The sequence below is a fragment of the Bacillus sp. NPDC060175 genome (assembly GCF_042728695.1).
GTDB lineage: Bacteria > Bacillota > Bacilli > Bacillales > Bacillaceae_G > Bacillus_A.
On the sequence record NZ_JBHWYR010000016.1, the window covers coordinates 47,461 to 55,823 of the forward strand.

The 8,363-nt window shown below is 39.3% G+C and carries 8 protein-coding genes; 6 read left to right on the top strand and 2 right to left on the bottom strand.

Features of this window, described 5'->3' with window-relative positions:
* Positions 1-56 precede the first annotated feature (56 nt).
* The 4 genes from ACFWDE_RS10885 (at position 57) to entD (ending at position 4,892) form a co-directional block, all read left to right on the top strand.
* Positions 57-809 (top strand): DeoR/GlpR family DNA-binding transcription regulator, encoded by a 753-nt coding sequence (locus ACFWDE_RS10885; protein ID WP_377892215.1) that lies wholly within the window; start codon positions 57-59, stop codon positions 807-809.
* The gene (gene pfkB, locus ACFWDE_RS10890; protein ID WP_377892217.1) at positions 806-1,717 is read left to right on the top strand and encodes a 1-phosphofructokinase; all 912 of its coding nucleotides are present in this window, start codon (positions 806-808) and stop codon (positions 1,715-1,717) included. The genes ACFWDE_RS10885 and pfkB overlap by 4 nt, the downstream gene beginning before the upstream one ends.
* Before the next feature lie 13 nt (positions 1,718-1,730).
* Positions 1,731-3,587: a PTS fructose transporter subunit IIABC gene (locus tag ACFWDE_RS10895; RefSeq protein ID WP_377892220.1), complete on the top strand. Its 1,857-nt coding sequence runs from the start codon at positions 1,731-1,733 to the stop codon at positions 3,585-3,587.
* Positions 3,588-3,935: 348 nt separating this feature from the next.
* Positions 3,936-4,892: a cell wall-binding protein EntD gene (gene entD / locus ACFWDE_RS10900; protein ID WP_377892223.1), complete on the top strand. Its 957-nt coding sequence runs from the start codon at positions 3,936-3,938 to the stop codon at positions 4,890-4,892.
* A 62-nt stretch (positions 4,893-4,954) separates the two neighbouring features.
* Here the strand turns inward: entD and ACFWDE_RS10905 are convergent, their stop codons facing one another.
* On the bottom strand, positions 4,955-5,200 hold the full coding sequence (locus ACFWDE_RS10905; RefSeq protein WP_002199601.1) for a hypothetical protein: 246 nt from the start codon (positions 5,198-5,200) through the stop codon (positions 4,955-4,957).
* Positions 5,201-5,381: 181 nt separating this feature from the next.
* On the opposite strand from ACFWDE_RS10905, the gene miaA reads away from it, so the two are divergent.
* Complete coding sequence (gene miaA, locus ACFWDE_RS10910; protein ID WP_377892225.1) at positions 5,382-6,335, top strand: tRNA (adenosine(37)-N6)-dimethylallyltransferase MiaA; 954 nt, start codon at positions 5,382-5,384, stop codon at positions 6,333-6,335.
* A gap of 21 nt (positions 6,336-6,356) precedes the next feature.
* Positions 6,357-6,581 (top strand): RNA chaperone Hfq, encoded by a 225-nt coding sequence (gene hfq / locus ACFWDE_RS10915; protein WP_000813896.1) that lies wholly within the window; start codon positions 6,357-6,359, stop codon positions 6,579-6,581.
* Positions 6,582-6,661: 80 nt separating this feature from the next.
* Here the strand turns inward: hfq and ACFWDE_RS10920 are convergent.
* A partial coding sequence (locus ACFWDE_RS10920; RefSeq protein ID WP_377892227.1) for a Gly-Xaa-Xaa repeat protein occupies positions 6,662-8,363 on the bottom strand: 1,702 nt, incomplete at its 5' end.

An 8,363-nucleotide genomic window follows, 5' to 3' on the forward strand; every position in this document is an offset into this window, starting at 1 on the left:
TGGTTGATTTTTGTGATCGTTTTGATTATACTGTAATCAAAGAAGAGGTGAATAAAATGTTAACTCCTGAACGTCATCAAATGATATTGCAACTTGTAAAAGAACAGAAAGTAGTTAAATTACAGCAATTAGTTGAAAGAACAGAAAGCTCTGAATCAACAATACGTCGTGATTTAGCACAATTGGAAAAGCAAAGGTTATTAAAAAGAGTTCATGGCGGAGCCTCTGTTTTAACAGGGAAAGGACAGGAGCCAACGATGGTTGAAAAATCATCCAAAAACATTCAAATAAAACAACAAATTGCTAAGTATGCGGCTAGCGTTGTTGAACAAGGTGATTGCATTTATTTAGATGCAGGAAGTACAACATTTGAAATGATTCCATTTTTAATAAATAAAGATGTTACTGTCGTTACGAACGGACTTATGCATATTGAAGCTTTAGTTGAAAATAATATTCGTGCGTATTTACTAGGCGGGATGATGAAGAGTAGGACGAAAGCTTTAATTGGTGCAATGGCGCAAGAAAGTATGCAGAAATATCGCTTTGATAAATGTTTTTTAGGAGCGAATGGTGTACATGAACAGCTTGGTTTTACAACGCCAGATCCAGAAGAGGCACTCTTAAAACAAATGGCACTAACATTAGCGAACGAAGGATATTTCTTAATTGATGAAAGTAAGTTTTCAGAAGTTGCGTTTGCGAAAATTGCAAATGTTGAAGATGCAAATATTATTACAAATCATTTAGAAATTGATTTAGAAAAATATAAAAAACAAACCAATGTAATTGAGGCTGATAAACAATGATCTATACAGTTACTTTAAACCCATCTATTGATTATGTAGTACAAGTTAATTCTTTTGATTTAGGAACAGTAAATCGAGCGGAAAAAGATATGAAGTTTCCTGGAGGGAAAGGGATTAATGTTTCTCGTGTTCTTCATCGTTTAGGTGTTGAAAATGTAGCACTTGGATTTACTGGTGGATTTACTGGTCAATTTATTAAAGATGTATTACATGATGAAGGGGTAACAACAAACTTTGTCCAAGTAGATGAAGATACTCGAATTAATGTGAAAATAAAAGGGAAAGAAGAAACAGAATTAAATGGACAAGGTCCTATTGTGACAAAAGAGCAGTTTGGCCAGTTAATGAAAAAAATTGAAAGTATGCAATCTGGAGATTGTGTGGTACTTGCTGGAAGTGTACCAGCCTCTATTCCAAATACCTTTTATGAATCAATTGCTGCGTTTGGATCGGAAAAAGGTATTCGTGTAGTAGTAGATGCAAGTGGAAGTGCACTGCAGCATGTAATTAAAAATAAGCCATTTTTAATTAAGCCAAACCATCATGAACTTGGTGAGTTATTCGGAGTGGAGCTTTCAACAGTAGAAGACATTTTACCGTATGGAAAAAAATTAATCGAACAAGGTGTAGAGCACGTTATCGTATCAATGGCAGGAGATGGAGCTTTATTATTTACGGCAGAAGGTATATATGAAGCAACTGTTCCAAAAGGTGTTGTAATTAATTCAGTTGGGGCAGGAGATTCTCTCGTTGCTGGATTTGTAGGTAAATATGAACAGATAAAAGATATTGAAAAAGCATTTCAATATGGTGTTGCAACGGGGAGTGCAACAGCATTTTCAGCAGATTTATGTACAAAGGAAAAAGTAGAAGAATTATTGTCGCAAGTAGTTGTAGTTAAGCGATAGGGGGAAACAGCATATGAAAATTACAAAACTATTAAAAAGGGATACAGTCATTATGAATTTGACAGCTTCAAATAAAGAAGCTGTCATAGATGAATTAGTTGAGAAATTAAATGGTGCTAATCGTTTAAATAGTAAAGCTAAATTTAAAGAAGCTATTTTAAAGCGAGAGTCACAAAGTACAACAGGAATTGGTGAAGGTATTGCAATACCTCATGCGAAGACGAAGGCTGTTAAACAACCATCGATTTGTTTCGGTAGAAGTGTAAGCGGTATCAATTATGAATCGCTTGACGGACAGCCTGCACATTTATTCTTTATGATTGCTGCAAGTGAAGGGGCGAATAATACTCATTTAGAAACGTTGTCGCGTCTATCTACATTATTAATGGATGAAGGCTTTCGCAAGCAATTATTAGAAGCAAAGGATGAAGAGGAACTTCTTCGATTATTTGATGAAAAAGAGAAGGAAAAAGAAGAAGAAGCTGAAGTAGCAAAGCCAGAAGGGGATGAACCATACGTATTAGCTGTTACAGCTTGTCCAACTGGAATCGCTCACACATATATGGCTGCGGATAGTTTAAAGGCAAAAGCAGCAGAGTTAGGGATTGCGATTAAAGTTGAAACGAACGGATCAACAGGTATAAAGAATGGTTTAACGAAAGAGGATATTGAGCGTGCAACAGCGATTATCGTTGCGGCAGATAAACAAGTTGAAATGAAGCGTTTTGCTGGAAAACATGTCATTCAAGTGCCGGTCGCTGATGGTATTAGAAAAACTGAAATCCTTCTTAATCGAGCTGTAAAACAAGATGCACCAATCTTTAAAGGTGAAAAAGAGGATGGGAAGGCAGAAAGTATAGAGAAAGAAAAAGGATTAGGAATTTATAAGCATTTAATGAGCGGTGTAAGTAATATGCTTCCATTCGTTGTTGGTGGCGGGATTTTAATCGCGCTAGCGTTTATGTTCGGTGGAATTAAGGCAAAAGGTCCTATTGCTGAAATATTAATGGCTATTGGCGGTGGAGAAAAAGGAGCCTTCTTATTCCTTGTACCAATTTTAGCTGGATTTATTGCGAGTTCCATTGCTGATCGACCTGGTTTTATGCCTGGTGTTGTAGGTGGGTTTTTAGCAGCACAAGCGAATGCGGGATTTTTAGGTGGATTAATCGCTGGTTTCTTAGCTGGATATGTTGTTTTAGGGTTGAAAAGATTATTTTCAGGATTACCAGTACAGTTAGAAGGAATTAAACCTGTTTTGTTATATCCAGTCTTTGGATTGTTGATTACAGGAGTTGTTATGCAAAAAGTAGTAAACCCGCCTGTAGTAGCATTAAATGAAATGTTAACAGGGTGGTTAAATGGTTTGAGTGGTACGAATGCTATATTATTAGGCCTTATTTTAGGTGGTATGATGGCAATTGATATGGGTGGTCCAATTAATAAAGCTGCATTTACATTTGGTATTGCTGCAATAGAAGCAAAGAATTTCGGAGTGCACTCTGCTGTTATGGCTGGTGGTATGGTACCGCCACTTGCGATTGCATTAGCAACTACATTCTTTAAAACAAAATTTACAGAAGCGGAACGTAAATCTGGTTTAACAAATTATATTATGGGAGCGTCGTTTATTACAGAAGGTGCTATTCCATTTGCAGCTGCCGATCCGGTGCGTGTAATTGTAAGCTGTGTTGTTGGTTCAAGCATCGCGGGTGCCTTATCTATGTTATTCCAAATTACATTGCCGGCACCGCATGGTGGATTGTTTGTTATCGCATTAGTGAATAAACCGTTGCTATATATTTTCTCTATATTAATTGGGACGATTGTTTCAGCTATTATGATAGGGGTTTGGAAGAAGAAAGTTAAATAAAAGATAAAAAGGGACAGCTAATAGGAGTTGTTCCTTTTTCATTACAAAAAGTAATTTAATAATTGGATTATGATTGATTTTGGTAAAAGATGTAATAAAAAGTGATTTTTTTGTAACAAAAGAGTAATACTGTAATTTTTTTTGGAAAAAAATTCTTATACTAATGTGTGAGAAATATATGAAAACTATTGCTAATTTTGGTGGAAATACAATTCTTTAATATGGAAATTTATGTTACAAATCATTAATCGTTTATTACGAATGCTTTGTAATTGTGTGATTTTCGAAATTCTACAAAAAACTGTTGCTATAATGAGAACACGAAAACAAAGCAAATGGAGGCTATTCATGAAAAAATTATTAGGTATAGCAACAGCAGCAGTTTTTGGTCTTGGGATTTTTGCAGGTTCTGCTAAAGCAGAAACGATTGTAACAACAGATGTATTAAACGTTAGAGAAAACCCAACTGTAGAATCAAAGCTTGTAGGTAAAATGTTAAGTGGAAATAAATTAGATGTTATAAATACAGAAAACGGATGGTCCAAAATTAAATTAGATGGCAAAGAAGCGTTTGTAAGTGCTGAGTTTACGAAAAGTTCTTATTATGTAACAGCAAACGTATTAAACGTTCGTGTTGGAGCGAATACTGATTCAGAAATTCTGGGCACGCTTAAAAAAGATGACTTGATTGAAACGACAAATCAAGTACAAAACGAATGGTTACAATTCGAATATGGTGGGAAAGCGGCGTATGTTCACGTACCATTTTTAACAGGTACAGCACCTGTTATTGAAAGAAAAGAAGTTCCAGCTCAAGCTGAAGCGCCAACTAAGGTGAAAACGGCGGTTAAAAATGATACATCAGTTAAGGAGAAAACTCCGGCTAAAAATGATACGGCAGTTAACGGAAAAGAATCTGTTAAAAGTGGAGCATCAAGTAAACCAGTAGCACAAGCGAAGCCAGCAGCGAAATCTACTGAAACAAGTGCACCTGCTGGTGGTCGTGAAATAACAGTAGAAGCGACAGCTTACACAGCGAATCCGGGTGAAAATGGCACATATGGTGGTCGTGTGTTAACTGCGATGGGGCATGATTTAACAGCGAATCCAAATATGAAAGTTATTGCTGTTGATCCGAAAGTAATTCCTCTCGGATCAAAAGTGTGGGTGGAAGGATATGGAGAAGCGATTGCTGGAGATACTGGTGGTGCGATTAAAGGAAACCGTATTGATGTTTTAGTTGGTTCAGATAGCACTGCTGATAGTTGGGGTCGTAAATCTGTTAAGGTGAAAGTTATAAAATAATTTATTAAAATAAAAAACGGCTGCTTGAAAATGTCTAAGCGGCCGCTTTTTTTATATAAGAATTATTGAAAAGGGTAAATTGTTTTGCCTGTAATAATTTTATACGCGGTGCAAAATTGAGTTTGCATATACTCTGTATTTTTATTTTCTGGATGTAACGCTGTTTCTTGAAGAGTAGAATGAAAGGAACGTAGTAAACAATTTAGTGCGAAGTATAATTCTTCTTGTGAACAATTTTGTTCTTTTGTAGCAGTAGCTAAAATAAGGTCTTTTATTAATAATGGAAAATCGATAGTCGCTTGTTTCATAGTCATTGCACCCTCTCCGAGCTATTTTTATCATGTATATGCAGAATTGGACAAGCTATGCTCTTTTTTTATGTGTAATTTCATGTGCTAGATTCAAAGAACTTGCAATCATGCCGTTAAAATTGGTAAGATTGGGTATAATCAATAGATGGAGTATATTACATAAAGAGAGTTGAATGATATGGGAGAAGTGCAACGCGAAAAAGTTGCTGTCATCATTGGGCCAACTGCTGTCGGAAAGACGAAATTAAGTATCGATCTTGCAAAAGCGTTGAATGGTGAGATTATTAGTGGTGATTCCATGCAAATTTATCGTACGATGGATATCGGGACTGCAAAGGTGACGATAGATGAGATGGACGGAATTCCGCATTATATGATTGATATAAAAAATCCGGAAGATTCATTTTCTGTGGCGGAATTTCAAGAACGTGTCCGTAAGTGCATTCGAGAAATTACAGAGCGCGGGAAATTACCAATTATTGTTGGTGGAACCGGTCTCTATATACAATCTGTTCTATTCGATTACCAGTTTACAAATGAGGCTGGGGACGCTACATACCGAGAACAGATGGAAAAGTTAGCATTAGAACACGGTGTGGAATATGTACATAAAAAGTTGCAAGAAGTAGATCCAGAAAGTGCGGAGCGTATTCATGCCAATAATGTAAGGCGTGTTATTCGGGCGTTAGAAATTTTTCACACGACGGGTGAAAAAATGAGTAACCAGCTCGAAAAACAAGAAAACGAGTTACTGTACGATGTTTCATTAATTGGCTTGACAATGGATCGAGAAATGCTATACGATCGCATTAACTTGCGTGTTGACCTAATGATTGAACAAGGTTTATTAGAGGAAGTAAAAGGTCTGCATGAAAGAGGAGTGCGAGAGTGTCAATCTATTCAAGCGATTGGTTATAAAGAGCTATATGATTATTTTGAGAATCGTGTCTCTTTAGAAGAATCGGTATCACAATTAAAGACGAATTCACGCCGTTATGCCAAACGTCAATTAACGTGGTTCCGTAATAAAATGGATGTCGCGTGGTTCGATGTTACTGATGGTGAAAAAACGTCAGAAATTTTACGATACATAGAAGGAAAGTTACAACTAAAGTCGAATAATAGTAAGTAGAGAAAAAGAGGAGGATTCGACATGAAGCAATCAATCAATATTCAAGATCAGTTTTTAAATCAACTCCGTAAAGAAAATACGTTCGTTACGCTGTACTTATTAAATGGTTTCCAGCTTCGTGGATTAATTAAAGGTTTTGATAACTTTACAGTCCTACTAGAAACAGAAGGTAAGCAACAGCTTATTTATAAACATGCAATTTCTACATTTGTACCACAAAAGAATGTTTCAATTGAATTAGAGTAGTAATGAATTATTGTACATAACAAAAAAAGAGCGAGTTTCTCGCTCTTTTTTTATTTGTCATAAACAATAAATAGTGAAATTTAAGCGATTCTAAATACAGTTAGCCTGATGTTAGTGTTTCCGGTTGCAGGAATTGTAATCTCGTTAAGAGTAGATTGGACAGAAAGATTTGTGCCAGCCGCTAAAGTTTCAATTGTTGTAAAGGAAAGTGAGTCGCCTATTAGATTTGAAGAGAAGTTGTCAGTTGCGACTGCCCCATTAATTGAAATTCCTACTCCAAGTGGAGCACATCCTGGCGCAGTTGTAGAAATGGATACGCTAATTACATAAATACCAGCGTTGATAACAGTAACTGTATTTATGCCGTTAAAGATAATATTGTTTACGTTAATTGCAGTACTAAAGATAAAGTTATTAAATTGGAGTACTGTTTGTTGAATGTTGTTTGTAACGACAATTGTTGCTACTGGGAAGCCAGTTCCAGTCGGTCCAGTCGGTCCTGTAACGCCAATTCCAGTAGCACCAGTTGGTCCTTGAGCGCCTGTATTACCTTGAGGCCCAGTAGCGCCGGTAGCGCCCGTGTTACCTTGAGCACCTGTATTGCCTTGAGGTCCAGTAGCGCCAGTAGCCCCTGTATTACCTTGAGGGCCAGTTGGCCCGGTCGGTCCAGTAGGTCCACCAGAAGGTCCAGAAGGTCCAGTAACTCCGATACCAGTAGCGCCAGTAGCACCCGTGTTACCTTGAGCGCCTGTATTACCTTGAGGTCCAGTAGCACCAGTAGCCCCTGTGTTACCCTGAGCACCTGTATTACCTTGAGGTCCAGTAGCACCAGTAGCCCCTGTGTTACCTTGAGCCCCTGTGTTACCTTGAGCACCTGTGTTGCCTTGAGCCCCTGTATTACCTTGAGCCCCTGTATTACCTTGAGCCCCTGTATTACCTTGAGCGCCTGTATTACCTTGAGGTCCGGTAGCGCCCGTGTTGCCCGTGTTGCCTTGAGCGCCCGTATTACCTTGAGGTCCAGTAGTGCCCGTGTTACCCTGAGCGCCTGTATTGCCTTGAGGTCCAGTAGCGCCCGTGTTGCCTCGAGGTCCAATAGCGCCGGTAGCACCTGTATTACCCTGAGCGCCCGTATTACCTTGAGGTCCAGTGGCACCGGTAGCGCCCGTATTACCTTGAGGTCCAGTGGCACCGGTAGCGCCCGTGTTACCTTGAGGTCCAGTAGCACCGGTAGCGCCTGTGTTACCCTGAGCGCCTGTATTGCCTTGAGGTCCAGTAGCACCGGTAGCGCCCGTGTTACCTTGAGCACCTATATTACCTTGAGCGCCCGTGTTACCTTGAGGTCCAGTAGTGCCCGTATTACCTTGAGCGCCTGTATTGCCTTGAGGTCCAGTAGCACCGGTAGCGCCCGTGTTACCTTGAGCACCTATATTACCTTGAGGTCCGGTAGCGCCCGTGTTGCCTTGAGCGCCCGTGTTACCTTGAGCGCCCGTGTTACCTTGAGCGCCCGTGTTACCTTGAGCGCCCGTATTACCTTGAGGTCCAGTAGTGCCCTTGTTACCTTGAGCGCCTGTATTACCTTGAGGTCCGGTAGCGCCCGTGTTGCCTTGAGCGCCCGTGTTGCCTTGAGCGCCCGTGTTACCTTGAGCGCCCGTATTACCTTGAGGTCCAGTAGTGCCCGTGTTACCCTGAGCGCCTGTATTGCCTTGAGGTCCAGTAGCACCGGTAGCGCCCGTGTTACCTTGAGCACCTATATTACCTTGAGGTCCGGTAGCGCCCGTGTTG

Excerpts from the sequence above, each read along its gene's own strand:
- ACFWDE_RS10885 (WP_377892215.1), top strand. The coding sequence starts at position 57 with ATGTTAACTCCTGAACGTCATCAAATGATATTGCAACTTGTAAAAGAA.
- pfkB (WP_377892217.1), top strand. The coding sequence starts at position 806 with ATGATCTATACAGTTACTTTAAACCCATCTATTGATTATGTAGTACAA.
- ACFWDE_RS10895 (WP_377892220.1), top strand. The coding sequence starts at position 1,731 with ATGAAAATTACAAAACTATTAAAAAGGGATACAGTCATTATGAATTTG.
- entD (WP_377892223.1), top strand. The coding sequence starts at position 3,936 with ATGAAAAAATTATTAGGTATAGCAACAGCAGCAGTTTTTGGTCTTGGG.
- ACFWDE_RS10905 (WP_002199601.1), bottom strand. The coding sequence starts at position 5,200 with ATGAAACAAGCGACTATCGATTTTCCATTATTAATAAAAGACCTTATT.
- miaA (WP_377892225.1), top strand. The coding sequence starts at position 5,382 with ATGGGAGAAGTGCAACGCGAAAAAGTTGCTGTCATCATTGGGCCAACT.
- hfq (WP_000813896.1), top strand. The coding sequence starts at position 6,357 with ATGAAGCAATCAATCAATATTCAAGATCAGTTTTTAAATCAACTCCGT.